Below are 13,568 nucleotides of genomic sequence, written 5' to 3'. Positions count from 1 at the left end.
ATGAGCTTCTCCGCCTGCGCGGCGCAGAGGTGCGGCGGCCATGGTTGTCTTCTGCGGCCCGGCGGCGTTGCGTGCGTCGCTCACAGCAGTCCCCTCTCGGTCAGCAGGGCGTGGACCGCCGCGGCGGACTCGGCCACGGTCTGGTTCTGGGACTCGATCCGCAGATCCGGGCTCTCCGGCTCTTCGTACGGGTCGTCCACGCCGGTCAGGCCGCTGATCTCGCCCGCGGCCTGCTTGGCGTACAGCCCCTTCACATCCCGTACGGAGCACACCTCCACCGGAGTGGCGACATGCACCTCGACGTACGGAGTGCCTTCCTGCTGGTGGCGCTTGCGCACCGCCTCGCGGCTGTCCGCGTACGGGGCGATGACCGGGACCAGCACGTGCACACCGTTCGAGGCGAGCAGCTCGGCGACGAAGCCGATCCGCTGCACATTGGTGTGCCGGTCCTCGCGGCTGAAACCGAGGCCCGCCGAGAGGAACTCACGGATCTCGTCGCCGTCGAGCACCTCGACCCGGCGGCCATCGGCGCGCAGCCGGCCCGCCAGCTCGTGGGCGATGGTGGTCTTGCCGGCGCTCGGCAGACCCGTGAGCCAGATGGTGGCCCCAGTCACGTCCTTCTCCTGATCGTTCGTCATCAGCCGTGCAGCCCGCATTCGGTCTTGGCGCGGCCCGCCCAGCGGCCGGCGCGCGCGTCCTCGCCCTCCAGCACGCGGCGCGTGCAGGGCGCACAGCCGACGGACGCGTACCCGTCCATCAGCAGCGGGTTGGTGAGGACGCCGTGCTCGGTGACGTACGCGTCCACGTCGTCCTGCGTCCAGCGGGCGATCGGCGAGATCTTGACCTTCTGCCGCTTCTCGTCCCAGCCGACGACCGGGGTGTTCGCCCGGGTCGGCGACTCGTCGCGGCGCAGCCCGGTCGCCCAGGCGTCGTACGCGGTCAGGCCCTCTTCGAGCGGCTTGACCTTGCGCAGGGCGCAGCACAGGTCGGGGTTGCGGTCGTGCAGCCTCGGCCCGTACTCGGCGTCCTGCTCGGCCACCGTCCGGCGGGGCGTGAGCGTGATGACGTTGACGTCCATCACGGCGTCGACCGCGTCACGGGTGCCGATGGTCTCGGGGAAGTGGTAGCCGGTGTCCAGGAAGACGACGTCCACGCCGGGGAAGGCACGGGAGGCGAGGTGGGCGACGACCGCGTCCTCCATGGAGGAGGTGACGCAGAAGCGCTTGCCGAACGTCTCGGCGGCCCAGGTGAGGATCTCCAGGGGCGACGCCTCTTCGAGGTCCCGGCCCGCCCGCTCGGCGAGCGCCTTGAGCTCTTCCTTGGTCCGAGTGTCCGTCATATCGCTTCCCCTCCACCGTCGTTGCGCCGAAGTCCCCGGGTCAGCAGACCGAGGAACTTCAACTGGAAGGCTCGATTGCAGGCCGCGCATTCCCAGGCGCCGTGCCCCTGCTCGCTGGGACGCAGGTCCTCGTCGCCGCAGTACGGGCAGTAGAACGGCGCCGCGCGCTCGCTCATGACAGAGCCTCCTGGTTCGCCGCGCTCACGAAAGAGCCTCCTCCGACGCGCGCGCCGCCCACGTGGCGAAGCGCTCGCCGTCCTCGCGCTCCGCCTGGAAGCGGTTGAGGACCCGCTCGATGTAGTCCGGGAGCTCGGCCGATGTGACCTTCAGGCCGCGCACCTTGCGGCCGAAGCCCGGCTCCAAACCGAGCGCGCCGCCCAGGTGGACCTGGTAGCCCTCGACCTGGTTGCCGTCGTCGTCCAGCACGAGCTGGCCCTTGAGACCGATGTCCGCCACCTGGATACGGGCGCAGGCGTTGGGGCAGCCGTTGATGTTGATGGTGATCGGCTCGTCGAAGTCCGGGATACGGCGCTCCAGCTCGTCGATCAGCGAGGCGCCGCGCGCCTTGGTCTCGACGATCGCCAGCTTGCAGAACTCGATGCCGGTGCAGGCCATCGTGCCGCGCCGGAACGGCGACGGCTTGACCTGGAGGTCCAGCGCCTCAAGACCCGCCACCAGCGACTCGACCTGCGCCTCCTCGACGTCGAGGACGAGCATCTTCTGCTCGGCGGTGGTCCGCAGCCGGCCGGAGCCGTGCGCCTGGGCCACGTCGGCGATCTTGGTGAGTGTGGCTCCGTCGACCCGGCCGACGCGCGGCGCGAACCCGACGTAGTACCGGCCGTCCTTCTGCCGGTGCACGCCCACGTGGTCACGCCACTGCTGTACGGGCTGCTCGGGCGCCGGACCGTCGACCAGCTTGCGCCCCAGGTACTCGTCCTCCAGCACCTGGCGGAACTTCTCCGCGCCCCAGTCGGCGACCAGGAACTTCAGACGGGCGCGGTTGCGCAGCCGCCGGTAGCCGTAGTCGCGGAAGATGGAGATGACGCCGGTGTAGACGTCCGGGACCTCGTCCAGCGGCACCCACGCGCCGAGCCGTACACCGATCTTGGGGTTGGTGGACAGCCCGCCGCCGACCCAGAGGTCGAAACCGGGGCCGTGCTCCGGGTGGTTGACGCCGACGAAGGCGATGTCGTTGATCTCGTGCGCCACATCGAGCAGCGGGGAGCCGGAGATCGCCGACTTGAACTTGCGGGGCAGGTTGGAGAACTCCTTGTTGCCCACGATGCGGCGGTGGATCTCGTCGATGGCGGGGGTGCCGTCGATGATCTCGTCCTCGGCGATCCCGGCCACCGGCGAGCCGAGGATGACGCGCGGGGTGTCGCCGCACGCCTCGGTCGTGGACAGGCCCACGGCTTCCAGGCGGTTCCAGATCTCGGGCACGTCCTCGATCCGGATCCAGTGGTACTGGACGTTCTGCCGGTCGGTGATGTCGGCGGTGCCGCGCGCGAACTCCTGCGAGATCTCACCGATGACGCGGAGCTGCCGCGTGGTCAGCCGGCCGCCGTCGATGCGCACGCGCAGCATGAAGAACTCGTCGTCCAGCTCCTCCGGCTCCAGGATCGCCGTCTTGCCGCCGTCGATCCCGGGCTTGCGCTGGGTGTAGAGCCCCCACCAGCGCATCCGGCCCCGCAGGTCGTTGGGGTCGATCGAGTCGAAGCCGGCCTTGGAGTAGATCGTCTCAATGCGTGTCCGCACATTGAGACCGTCGTCGTCCTTCTTGAACTGCTCGTTGCCGTTGAGGGGCGTGAAGTGGCCCACGGCCCACTGGCCTTCGCCGCGGTGCCGCCCGGTCTTGCGACGGGCGGTGGCGGAGGCGGGCTTCTCAGGGGTGGCGGCCATGACGATACGTCCTTCGGGACTGCAGGAGGGCGGCTCTGACCTGCACACTCGCGCGCGGAGCAGGGGGTGGCGCGGCAGTGCGCTGGGGGTTCAGAAGTTCGGGGGTCGCGGTGGTGCTGGGTGGGCTCAGCTCACCGGACAGATGGCGCTGGACATGCGGCCGAGGTCGACGTGCCGCCGACTCACCAAGGCAATTCCAGCTCGAGACATGACGGAAGCGTGCCACGGGGCTTTGGACTCAGTCCAGGTTTGTCCACGATATGGACACTGGCGTCCCGCATGGTGGGCAAGTGTGGCGCCGGTCACTCCGAGGGCATGCGTCGACATGCGTGGAACGCGGGTGAAGCCGTCCCGGGGATCAGGCGAACGCGCCCGGCCACGGTCCCGGCGCCGGCCCGTCCGGCTCCTTCGACACCGTCGTGTCGAACAGTCTGAAGCCCCGCCGCAGATAGTTGTCCATCGCGTGCTCCCCGTCCAGGGAGCAGGTGTGCAGCCACACCCGTTTCGTCGCGGCCCGCCCCGGCCAGCGGTCCGCCAGGTCCCAGGCGCGCGCCACACCGTACGACAGCAGGTGGCCGCCGATCCGCCGCCCACGGAACGCCGGTATCAGCCCGAAGTAGATGATCTCCACGACCCCGTCGTCCTGCGGGTCCAGCTCCACGTACCCGGCCGGTGTCCCCTTCTCGTAGGCGACCCAGATCTCGGCGCCCGGACGTTCGACGATCTCCTGCCACTGCGCGTACGTCAGCCCCAGCCGGTCCGTCCAGCGGATGTCGCCGCCCACCGCCGTATAGAGGAACCGGCTGAACTCGGGGGACGGCACCTCGGCCCGCACGATCCGGATGTCGTCGCCGGGGGGTTCGGCGGCGCGCCGCAGGTCGTTCGGCGAGGTCTGTTCGAGGGACCAGGTGGTGACGGTGATGCTCATACGGTCAAGCGAATCATGCGGGCGGGCGGCGGGACGACCGGGTGGTCCCCGAGCGGCCCGCACCGGAGCTGTCCGTCCCCGAGCGGCCCCCCGCCGGCTCGCCGGCCGCTTCGCCGCGCGAGGCCCGCACCGCGGGGGCCGTGGAGTGGGGGAGCAGGTCGCCCGGGTCCGCCGGGCGGACCACCTCCACCTCGACCTCCTCGCGGAAGCGGTACGGGCGGTGGTCCAGCACGCCCGCGAGAGTGCGGCGTACCCGGGACATCTCGGCCCGGACGGTCACCGTGCGCGTACGGTCGCCGAACACGTCGTACGCCAGCTCCGCCGCCGTGCGGCCGTCCCGGTGCAGGGCCAGGACGTACAGCAGCTCGGCGTGGCGCGGGCTCAGCTCCTGCGTCCAGCCGCCCACCGCGCCGGACACCTCCAGCGACCAGCGCCGCGGCCGGCTCACGTCCAGCACCAGCCGGCTCACCGTCCGCGTCTCCTCGTCCACCAGCCGCAGCAGCCACCCACCGGGCAGCGGCTCCACCGCGCACATGCCCAGCGACGGCAGCCACACCCGCCCCGCCCTGAACGACGCCGGCAGTGGCAGCCGGTCCACCGGCGGCATCCCGGTCACGCCGGCCAGCCAGCCATGGGTGTCCACCGCCAGCGCCCGGCCGCCCACCCGGCACAGGATCGGCGCGGCCACCGAACGCAGCCGCGCCAGCTCCGCGAAGTGCCGGTTGCGCAGCTCCGCCTCGGCGAGTCTGGCGACCGAGCTGACCAGCATCAGCGTCGCCGGGTGCATCGTCGCCAGCGGCCCGCTCACATCCACCGCGCCGAGCAGCTTCCCGTCCCGCGGATCGGTGATCGGGGCGCCCGCGCACGTCCACGAGTGGTGGGTCGAGACGAAATGCTCCGCCGAGTGCACCTGCACCGGGCGCCGGGTCACCAGCGCGGTGCCCACGCCGTTCGTCCCGACGGTCGTCTCCGCCCAGTCGGCCCCCGGCTCGAACCCGTGCCCGTCCGCCTTCCTCAGCACGGCCGGACTGCCCTCCCGCCACAGCACCCGGCCCTCGGCGTCCGCCACGACCATGATGTGCTGCACCGCGTCCCCGCCGGAGCCCGATACCGACACGAGCCCCTCGCGCAGCACCGGCAGCAGCGCCGCCAGCGGAGAGGCGTTGCGCCGGCGCTCCAGCTCGCCCGGTGGCAGCAGCCCCGACCGGTGGTCCTTGTCCGGGTCCACGCCCTTGCGCAGCATCCGCTGCCACGACTCGCGTATGTCGGCGCGCGGCGCCAGCGGGGGCCGGCCGCCCCTGAGCGTGGCGTCCCGTACGCCCTTGAGCAGCAGCGCCGCCTCGCGCGTGTCCATGGCGGCGAGCCGGGTCATGTCGACTGTGGCGTTCCGCACCGGTTCCTCCCCGCTGCCGCCCGCACGCGGTGGCTGGTGTGTGTCATCCCATCCTCCCCCGACGCCGCGGCGGCCCGCTCCGATATCGCCCACAACGCTGCAACCCTTTGCAACTCTCGCGAACGGCTGTGCCCCTGTACGAAAGTGGCGTCGTACCGGTGCTTCGTGCTTCCGGTGCGGCGGTGGGTTGGTGCCGTGTCGGCGCAGCACCAATCCGGCCGCTCTCCCGGGCGCGGGCCGTATGGACACACGGCCCGCGCCCGCTCCGTACGCGCGGCGCCGCTCAGGGCCCCGGTCCCCGCCCGCTCCGTACGCGCGCCGGCCCGCCTCAGACCACCGCGCGGGCCCGCTCCACCACGGACGCCAGGTCCAGGGTGTGCGGCAGCGTCCCGAACGCCGACCCCCGGTCACCGCCCAGCCGGGACGCGCAGAACGCGTCCGCGACGGCCGCCGGAGCCCAGCGCACCAGCAGCGAGCCCTGGAGCACCAGCGCCATCCGCTCCACCAGCCGGCGCGCCCGCGCCTCGATGCCGTCCAGGTCGGCCAGTTCGGCCAGCAGGTCCTTGATCGCCCCGTCCAGCCGGTGGTCCGCGCCCCGCGCCGTGCCGACCTCCTCCAGGAAGGCGTTCAGCGCCTGCGGCTCCCGCTGGAGCGCCCGCAGCACATCCAGCGCCTGGACGTTGCCCGAGCCTTCCCAGATGGAGTTCAGTGGCGACTCGCGCAGCAGCCGGGGCATGCCCGACTCCTCCACGTACCCATTGCCGCCCAGGCACTCCAGCGCCTCGGCCGTCACCGGCGTACACCGCTTCGTCACCCAGTATTTGGCCGCGGGCACCGCGATCCGCAGGAATGCCCGCTCGGCCTGCGAATCGCTGTCGTAGGCGGCCGCCAGCCGCATCGCCAGCGTGGTCGCCGCCTCCGACTCCAGCGCGAGATCGGCCAGTACGTTGCGCATCAGCGGCTTGTCGATCAGTACGCCGCCGAACGCGCTGCGGTACGCGGCGTGGTGCACCGCCTGCGCCACCGCCTGCCGCATCAGGCCCGCCGAGCCGACCACACAGTCCAGCCGGGTCGCCGCCACCATCCCGATGATGGTGCGCACCCCGCGCCCCTCCTCGCCGACCCGGCGCGCCCACGTCCCGTTGAACTCGACCTCGCTGGAGGCGTTCGACTTGTTGCCGAGCTTGTCCTTCAGCCGCTGGATCATGAACACGTTGCGGGTGCCGTCGTCCAGCACCCGCGGCACCAGGAAGCACGTCAGCCCCCCGGGCGCCTGGGCCAGCACCAGGAAGCCGTCCGACATGGGGGCCGAGCAGAACCACTTGTGGCCGGTGAGGAGGTACTCGCCCGGCGCGTCCAGCGGCGTCGCGGCCGTGGTGTTGGCGCGTACGTCACTGCCGCCCTGCTTCTCGGTCATGGCCATCCCGAACAGCACACCGGTCTTCTCCGCGGCCGGCCGCAGCAGCTCCTCGCCCTCGTACACCTGCGAGGTCAGCTTGGGCTCCCACACGGCGGCCAGCTCCGGGTCCGTGCGCAGCGCGGGCACCGCGGCGTGCGTCATCGACAGCGGGCAGCCGTGCCCCGCGTCGGTCTGCGTCCACACCAGGAACCCGGCGGCGCGCCGTACATGGCCGCCGGGCCGGCCCCAGGCGTTGGTGAGGCCGTTGGTCACGGCGTGCCCGAGGAGACGGTGGTAGGCCGGGTGGTAGTCGACGTGATCGATCCGGTTGCCGTACCGGTCGTGGGTGCGCAGCTTCGGGGGGTACTCGTTGGCGAGCGCCCCCCAGTCCTGCGCCTGCGCGGAGCCGGCCGTGGTCCCGAGCGTGGACAGCTCCTGCCGGGCCCCGTCGAGGACTTCGAGCGGAAGATGCCGTTCCACGGCCTCGGTCAGGGCACGGTCCGCGGTGAACACGTCGTACCCGACCAGGGGGGGAGGCTGGTTGGTCACGGTGTGGGTGCTGGTCGCCATGCGGATACGGTAAGGAGGTGCAGGCAGCAAATGAAACACCCCCGGGGCTTCCTCGGCCTCAGGGCAGACTCCACCGGGCCCGGGCCCTCTACCGCAACGTGTCCAAGCGGAGGATGGTCTGGCTGCTCCTGAAGGACACCGTCAATTCGTGCATCGAGTACCGGATCCTCGGCCTCGCCGCCGAGGCGGCGTTCTTCACCCTGTTGTCGCTGCCGCCCCTGATGATGGGCCTCCTGGGCCTCCTCGGCTACATCGACGACTGGACCGACACCACCACCGTCGCCTCCATCGAACGGAACATCCTCCGAGCGGTCGGCACGGTCCTGTCCGACCGGGGCGTCAACGACATCGCGAAACCGTTGCTGGCCGACGTCACCCACGGCGGCCGCCCCGACATCATCTCGATCGGCTTCGCCATCGCGCTGTGGTCCGGCTCGCGGGCGGTTAACGTCTTCATCGACACGATCACCGTGATGTACGGCCTGGACGGCCACCGCGGCATCGTCGCGACCCGGCTCCTGGCCTTCCTCCTCTACATCGTCGCCCTGCTCATCGGCGCGGTCGTCCTGCCACTGGCGGTGGTCGGGCCGGACCGGGTGGTGGAACTGGTCCCGTGGAGCACGGAAGTCGTCTCCATCCTGTACTGGCCGGTCGTGATCCTGCTGTCCATCGCCTTCCTCACCACGCTCTACCACGTGTCCGTCCCGGTGCGCTCGCCCTGGATCGAGGACGTCCCGGGCGCGCTGGTGGCCCTCGCGATGTGGGTCCTCGGCAGCTTCCTGCTGCGCATCTACCTGACCAGTACGGTCGAGGGCCCGACGATCTACGGTTCGCTCTCCGCGCCCATCGCGGTCCTGCTGTGGATCGGCATCTCGGCCTTCGCGGTCCTGGTGGGCGCCGCGGTGAACGCGGCGATCGACCGCGTCTGGCCCTCGGTCGCCACGGCGGCGGCCCGCGCCGCGAACGAACGCGCCCGCACGGCCGAGGCCGCGGCCCTGGTCGCCCGCGCGAAGGCGGCGGTCGAGGGCCTGGACGACGAGGACCCGGACATGCCCTCGGAGTTCCCCGAGCGCTGGTCGCGGTTCCTGCCGCCGGACGACGTGAAGTCCCGGCTGCACTCGGCGAAGGAGAAGGAGCGCGAGAAGGGACGGGAGAAGGAACGCGATCGGGAACGGGGGAGGAACCGGGAGGGGGAAGAGCGTTCCTGACCCGGTGGTCACGGGGCGCTGTCAGTGCCGCGCCCCACACTGGCGGCATGCGGAACATCTCTGGACCCGGCCGGTTTCTCTCGCTCCCGGGCGGGCGTACGCAACGTCGCAGGAGGCTGCCGCTTCCAGGTGACGCTGCCCGGCGGTGACGTAAGGCCGGTGACGTAAGGATTTCGTGATCGGCCCGCAAAGCTCAGCAGCGCTTTTCTCGCATTGAATGGGCGCGGGACACACGCCCATTCGAGGAGGCAGCGGTGACACGGGTACGACGAGCGATGACCAGTCCGGTGATGATCGGCGCCCTCGCGCTGGCCCTGGTGGCGGCGGGGTTCGGGCTGTGCTGGTTCCAGCCGTGGAAGCTGTGGGCGGACCGGACGGTCAGCGAGGCGGCGCCCTCGGAGGCCGCCACCACCCGCCCTTCGGCCGAGCAGTCCGGTCCGGCCGGGCCCCGGACGCTCGCCACCGGCACCTTGATCAGCCATGAGCACAGCACCACCGGCACGGTGCGCGTGCTGCGGCTGGCCGACGGCTCCCTGTCCCTCCGGTTGGAGAACCTGGACACGAGCAACGGGCCCGACCTCAAGGTCTGGATCACCGACGCCCCCGTACGGGAAGGCAAGGACGGCTGGGGCGTCTTCGACGACGGCGCCTATGTCAACCTGGGCGACCTCAAGGGCAACAAGGGCGACCAGAACTACCGGCTCCCCGCCGGGCTGGACCTGGGCACGTACACCAGCGTCAGCATCTGGTGCGACCGCTTCGACGTCTCCTTCGGTGCCGCGCCGCTCAGCCGAGTGTAATGATAAGGTAAAGAAGATCCTTTTCCAGTCTGGCGTCTGTTCACTCGCGGAGGGGCGATCATGGGCACGCGCAGCACCCCATTGCCCGGCGTCGGAACGCAGTACGACTTCACGACCGAGGCCGGTCAGCACATCTCCGTCGTCGTCCACCACGACGGGCGCCGGTTCCTCGGCTTCTACCGGGCCGACGACCCGGACACCTGCCAGGCATCGGTGCCCCTCACCCCCGAAGAGGCCACCAGCCTGGCCCACTTGATCGACCCGATGCCGCTCGAAGCGATCCGCACGGACGGTCTGGACCTGGTCACCGAACACATCCCGGTCAGCAGCCACTCCCCCTACACAGGGCGGTTGCTCGGTGATACCCGGGCCCGCACCCGCACGGGCGCCTCCATCGTCGCCGTACTGCGCCGCACCAGCGCGCACCCCTCACCGGGGCCGGACTTCCGGCTGGCGGCCGGCGACACACTCGTCGCCGTGGGCACCCGCGAAGGTGTGGACGCCCTCGCCGAGATCATCGCCGGAGGATGACATGCACGACACCACCGCGCTCCTCATAGAACTCGGGGCGGTCATCCTCTGCCTGGGACTGATAGGCCGCTTCGCCGGGCGCGTCGGCCTGTCACCGATACCGCTCTACCTCCTCGCCGGGCTCGCCTTCGGACACGGCGGACTGCTCCCCCTCAACGCCAGCGAGGGCTTCGTCGCCGTCGGCGCCGAGATCGGCGTCATCCTGCTGCTCCTGCTGCTCGGCCTGGAGTACAGCGCCACCGAACTGGTCACCAGCCTCAAGACCCAATACCCCTCCGGCGCCGTCGACTTCGTACTCAACGCCACCCCGGGCGCGGTCGCCGCGCTCCTGCTGGGCTGGGGGCCGGTCGCCGCCGTCGCCCTCGCCGGCGTCACCTGGATCTCCTCCTCCGGCGTCATCGCCAAGGTCCTCACCGACCTCGGACGGCTCGGCAACCGCGAAACCCCCGTCATCCTCGGGCTGCTCGTCATCGAGGACCTGGCGATGGCGCTGTACCTCCCCGTCCTGACCGCCCTCCTGGCCGGTGTCGGACTCGCGGGCGGCAGCATCACCCTGATCATCGCGCTCGGCACGATCGGCCTCGTGCTGTACGTCGCGCTGCGCCACGGACGGATCATCAGCCGCGCCGTCTCCTCCGACAACCCCGAGATGCTGCTCCTGGTCGTCCTCGGGCTGACCCTCCTCGTCGCCGGCATCGCCCAGGAACTCCAGGTCTCCGCCGCGGTCGGCGCGTTCCTCGTCGGCATCGCGCTCTCCGGCGAGGTCGCCGAGGGTGCGCGCAAGCTGCTCACCCCGCTGCGAGACCTGTTCGCCGCGGTCTTCTTCGTCTTCTTCGGCCTGTCCACCGCCCCCGCGGACATCCCGCCGGTGCTGCTGCCCGCGCTGCTGCTCGCCCTCGCCACCGCCGCGACCAAGATCGTCACCGGCTGGTACGCGGCCCGGCGCGCCGGCATCGGCCCGCGCGGCCGGCTGCGCGCGGGCGGTGCGCTGGTCGCCCGTGGTGAGTTCTCCATCGTCATCGCGGGCCTCGCGGTCGGCGCCGAACCCCGGATCGGGCCCATCGCCACCGCGTACGTCCTGATCCTGGTCATCCTCGGGCCGCTCACCGCCCGCTGGACCGAACCCGGGATCGCCCGCCTGCGGGGATTGCTCCGCCGGGCCCCGAAGCCCCGCGCTGACCCGCCGCCCGGGCACGAGCAGATCACGGAGACGTCCGAGGCGCCGTCCGTGAAGTGAAGACGTGGGAGGGGAAAAACCTTTGGCGCGCCCGCCGGTGGGCTGACTAAGGTGAGCGCGTTCCGCGGAACCGCTGACGGACGAAGGACCGGGAGGTGTGACTGATGGCTGTCGTTGCGATGGGCGCTGCCCACATCCAGAAGTTCATCCACTCCACCCCCGTGGCCACCGGCTGACACTCCTCACCTCACTTCCGCGTCGTTCACGGACGCCGGCTCGCCGGGGCCACCCTTCGAAGGGTTCCCCTTGTCTTCGTTCCCTCTCTCGTCCGGTTCGTCCTCGTTCCCGTCCTCGGACGCCCTGTCTCCGTACGGATGGGACGCCGCCTGGGAGGCCGAGTTCGCCCCGTACGCCGGCCAAGGGCTGGTCCCGGGCCGGGTCGTACGCGTGGACCGCGGCCAGTGCGATCTCGTCACCGCCGCCGGGACCGTCCGCGCGGACACCGCGTTCGTGACCCCGCACGACCCCCTGCTGGTGATCTGCACCGGTGATTGGGCGGCCGTCGACGCCGACGGGCACCCCCGTTACGTACGCGCCTATCTGCCGCGCCGTACCGCGTTCGTACGGTCCACCTCGTCCAACCGGTCCGAGGGACAGATCCTCGCGGCCAACGTCGACCACACGATCATCGCGGTCCCGCTCTCGGCCGAACTGGACCTCGGCCGGATCGAACGGTTCCTCGCCCTCGCCTGGGAGTCGGGCGCCCAGCCGCTCGTCGTCCTCACCAAGGCGGACCTGGTGCCCGACCCGGTCGGCCTGTCGTATCTCGTCCAGGACGTCGAGACGGCCGCGCCCGGCGTCCAGGTGCTGACCGTCAGCGCCGCCACCGGCGAGGGCGTCGACGTGCTCGCCGCGGTGATCGCGGGTGGGACGAGCGTGCTGCTCGGTACCTCCGGCGCCGGCAAGTCCACCCTCGCCAACGCGCTGCTCGGCGAGGACGTGATGGCCGTGCAGGCCATCCGGGACGTCGACGGCAAGGGCCGGCACACCACGACCACCCGCAACCTGCTCGCGCTGCCGGGCGGTGGCGTGCTCATCGACACCCCTGGGCTGCGGGGTGTCGGCCTCTGGGACGCCGGGACCGGTGTCGCCCAGGTCTTCTCGGAGATCGAGCAACTGGCCGAGGGATGCCGCTTCCACGACTGCGCCCACCAGTCGGAGCCCGGCTGCGCCGTGCTCGCCGCCATCGAGGACGGTTCGCTGCCCGAGCGGCGGCTGGACAGCTACCGCAAGTTGCTGCGCGAGAACCAGCGCATCGTCGCGAAGACCGACGCCCGAATGCGGTCCGAGCTGCTCAAGGACTGGAAGCGCAAGGGCGCGGAAGGCCGCGCGGCCATGCAGGCCAAGCGGGGGCGCTTGCGCTGACCGGTGACCGGTGACCGGTGACCGCTGACCGCTGACCGGTGACCGGTGGCCGGGGTCGGCAGGGCGCTCGCGCGGCCTGCCGGCTCCGCTCCCGCCCGAGCCGTTCAGCCGCCGAGCACGGCGCCCATCCAGGCGCCGAGGATCAGCAGACAGGCGAACAGCTCCACCAGCACGCTGGTGCCGATCGCCCGCATGACGGTCCGGGTGGAGGCCACGGCCGGTCCGTGGCCGCCGAGCCGGAACCGCTCGCAGAGGTAAATGCCGCCGATGTATCCGGGTACGGCTCCGACGACGGGTACGAGGAAGAACCCGAGCAGGGCGCCGGCACCGGCGTACACCACCATGCGCCGGGTCACGCCGATGCCGCGCAGCCGGCGGGCCGGCAGCTGCCAGACGACGACCTGGGTCAGGAGCAGCAGCGCGGTGGAGCCGACGAGCAGCCACCAGGCCAGGCCGGTCTGCACGTGCAGCGCCCACCACATCACCGCAGCCCACACGAGCCACGGGCCCGGCACGCCCGGGATGAGCACGCCGAGCAGGCCGAGCAGCATGACCAGCCCCACCAGGAGCAACTGCCACGCACCCATGTGGCCAGCGTGCAGCAGCGACCTCATTTCCGCAGGCCCACCCGCCCGCCGAGCGCACACCCCCGGGCCGGGAGCCCACCCGTCACCCGCGTGCCGTCACTTCCCGGAGCCGCGTCCCGCCCGAGCGGGAGCCACCGCCGCCCGCCCCGCGCCCCAGGAGCCGGTGCCCCTCCATCGCCGCCCCGCCCCACGCCGGAGGGTGCCGCAGCCCGCCGCGCGTGGGCTCCAGCCCGCAGCCCGCCCCCCGCCGGGCCCACCCGCACGTGCGCCCAGCCCGCCGCGCGCCCGGGCCCCCGCCCGCAACCACGCAGC

General features: G+C 71.6%; 14 protein-coding genes. 5 read left to right on the top strand and 9 right to left on the bottom strand.

All coding sequences use genetic code 11. The features are described from left to right. Nucleotides 1–80: 80 nt before the first annotated feature. The 8 genes from cysC to QWM81_RS00035 all read right to left on the bottom strand — a co-directional run bounded on the left by cysC (nucleotide 81) and on the right by QWM81_RS00035 (nucleotide 7,528). The gene (gene cysC, locus QWM81_RS00065; protein ID WP_290109234.1) at nucleotides 81–656 is read right to left on the bottom strand and encodes an adenylyl-sulfate kinase; all 576 of its coding nucleotides are present in this window, start codon (nucleotides 654–656) and stop codon (nucleotides 81–83) included. Further along, the gene (locus tag QWM81_RS00060) at nucleotides 638–1,339 is read right to left on the bottom strand and encodes a phosphoadenylyl-sulfate reductase (protein WP_290109232.1); all 702 of its coding nucleotides are present in this window, start codon (nucleotides 1,337–1,339) and stop codon (nucleotides 638–640) included. The genes cysC and QWM81_RS00060 overlap by 19 nt, the downstream gene beginning before the upstream one ends. Beyond that, entirely contained in the window at nucleotides 1,336–1,515 is a 180-nt protein-coding gene (locus tag QWM81_RS00055; protein ID WP_290109231.1) for a hypothetical protein, read from the bottom strand. Before QWM81_RS00055 ends, QWM81_RS00060 begins: the two co-directional genes overlap by 4 nt. Nucleotides 1,516–1,540: 25 nt before the next feature. Beyond that, a complete protein-coding gene (locus tag QWM81_RS00050; RefSeq protein WP_290109230.1) occupies nucleotides 1,541–3,238 on the bottom strand; it encodes a nitrite/sulfite reductase in 1,698 nt (565 codons plus the stop codon). A gap of 126 nt (nucleotides 3,239–3,364) precedes the next feature. Then, nucleotides 3,365–3,448, bottom strand: a complete 84-nt coding sequence (locus QWM81_RS29035; protein ID WP_312846103.1) for a putative leader peptide — start codon at nucleotides 3,446–3,448, stop codon at nucleotides 3,365–3,367. Between the two features lie 148 nt (nucleotides 3,449–3,596). Then, on the bottom strand, nucleotides 3,597–4,166 hold the full coding sequence (locus QWM81_RS00045) for a GNAT family N-acetyltransferase (RefSeq protein ID WP_290109229.1): 570 nt from the start codon (nucleotides 4,164–4,166) through the stop codon (nucleotides 3,597–3,599). Nucleotides 4,167–4,179: 13 nt separating this feature from the next. Then, nucleotides 4,180–5,559, bottom strand: a complete 1,380-nt coding sequence (locus QWM81_RS00040) for a GAF domain-containing protein (protein ID WP_290109228.1) — start codon at nucleotides 5,557–5,559, stop codon at nucleotides 4,180–4,182. Between the two features lie 328 nt (nucleotides 5,560–5,887). Next, nucleotides 5,888–7,528 (bottom strand): acyl-CoA dehydrogenase family protein, encoded by a 1,641-nt coding sequence (locus QWM81_RS00035; RefSeq protein WP_290109225.1) that lies wholly within the window; start codon nucleotides 7,526–7,528, stop codon nucleotides 5,888–5,890. Between the two features lie 17 nt (nucleotides 7,529–7,545). Between QWM81_RS00035 and QWM81_RS00030 the strand changes: the two genes are divergently transcribed. The 5 genes from QWM81_RS00030 (at nucleotide 7,546) to rsgA (ending at nucleotide 12,669) form a co-directional block, all read left to right on the top strand. Continuing rightward, the gene (locus QWM81_RS00030) at nucleotides 7,546–8,736 is read left to right on the top strand and encodes a YihY/virulence factor BrkB family protein (protein WP_290109224.1); all 1,191 of its coding nucleotides are present in this window, start codon (nucleotides 7,546–7,548) and stop codon (nucleotides 8,734–8,736) included. Between the two features lie 275 nt (nucleotides 8,737–9,011). Continuing rightward, nucleotides 9,012–9,536 (top strand): DM13 domain-containing protein, encoded by a 525-nt coding sequence (locus QWM81_RS00025; RefSeq protein WP_290109223.1) that lies wholly within the window; start codon nucleotides 9,012–9,014, stop codon nucleotides 9,534–9,536. A gap of 60 nt (nucleotides 9,537–9,596) precedes the next feature. Then, entirely contained in the window at nucleotides 9,597–10,067 is a 471-nt protein-coding gene (locus QWM81_RS00020; RefSeq protein ID WP_290109222.1) for a cation:proton antiporter regulatory subunit, read from the top strand. A 1-nt stretch (nucleotide 10,068) separates the two neighbouring features. Then, a complete protein-coding gene (locus tag QWM81_RS00015; RefSeq protein WP_290109221.1) occupies nucleotides 10,069–11,304 on the top strand; it encodes a cation:proton antiporter in 1,236 nt (411 codons plus the stop codon). Between the two features lie 246 nt (nucleotides 11,305–11,550). Further along, nucleotides 11,551–12,669 carry a ribosome small subunit-dependent GTPase A gene (rsgA, locus tag QWM81_RS00010; RefSeq protein ID WP_290109220.1) on the top strand — a complete coding sequence of 373 codons (1,119 nt, stop codon included), beginning with the start codon at nucleotides 11,551–11,553 and terminating at the stop codon, nucleotides 12,667–12,669. A gap of 104 nt (nucleotides 12,670–12,773) precedes the next feature. Here rsgA and QWM81_RS00005 read toward each other — a convergent pair whose 3' ends face one another. After that, nucleotides 12,774–13,256, bottom strand: a complete 483-nt coding sequence (locus QWM81_RS00005; protein ID WP_290109219.1) for a DUF456 domain-containing protein — start codon at nucleotides 13,254–13,256, stop codon at nucleotides 12,774–12,776. Between the last annotated feature and the right edge of the window lie 312 nt (nucleotides 13,257–13,568).

Origin of the sequence: Streptomyces ficellus, from assembly GCF_030406405.1 — a bacterium.
In the GTDB taxonomy this organism is placed as follows: domain Bacteria; phylum Actinomycetota; class Actinomycetes; order Streptomycetales; family Streptomycetaceae; genus Streptomyces; species Streptomyces ficellus_B.
Note: the sequence above shows the minus strand (reverse complement) of the source record. Positions and strands in the feature narration are given on the sequence as shown.